This is a genomic window from Mesorhizobium sp. M7A.F.Ca.ET.027.03.2.1 (assembly GCF_003999175.1).
Lineage (GTDB): Bacteria > Pseudomonadota > Alphaproteobacteria > Rhizobiales > Rhizobiaceae > Mesorhizobium.
Genome location: NZ_RZOM01001976.1, coordinates 1 through 387 on the forward strand (window position 1 = coordinate 1; position 387 = coordinate 387).

1 pseudogene is annotated in these 387 nt (G+C 61.2%); it reads left to right on the forward strand.

Annotated features, from left to right (window positions below):
• Positions 1-165: pseudogene (locus tag EN750_RS41405) on the forward strand (nicotinate-nucleotide diphosphorylase (carboxylating)); the annotation flags it as partial.
• Positions 166-387 lie beyond the last annotated feature (222 nt).

Sequence of the window (387 nt, forward strand, 5' to 3'; positions counted from 1 at the left end):
ACTCGACAACATGTCGGTCGACGAGTTGCAACATGCAATGGCGATGATTGCCGGCCGGGCGACTACCGAGGCCTCGTGTAGGGTCACACCGGCGACGGCGCCAGCATCGCCGCGACCGGAGTCGATCTGATCTCCGGCTGGCTGACTCATAGCGCGCCAACCTTAATATCGGTCTCGACTACCGTGGGATTTGATCGTCGGGCTGACCATCAGCGGGCAAGTCTCAGGGATAACCAGTCACCTGAATGGCCCGAGGGGTCTGCACGCGCAGGACTACACTTGACAGATAGCGTCGGTCCGGTCACCCTCAGGCATTCACCAGGGGAGTCCCGGCAAGGGGCTGAGATACTGCTGGCTTCGCGGCGCAGTGACGCGTTGAACATGATC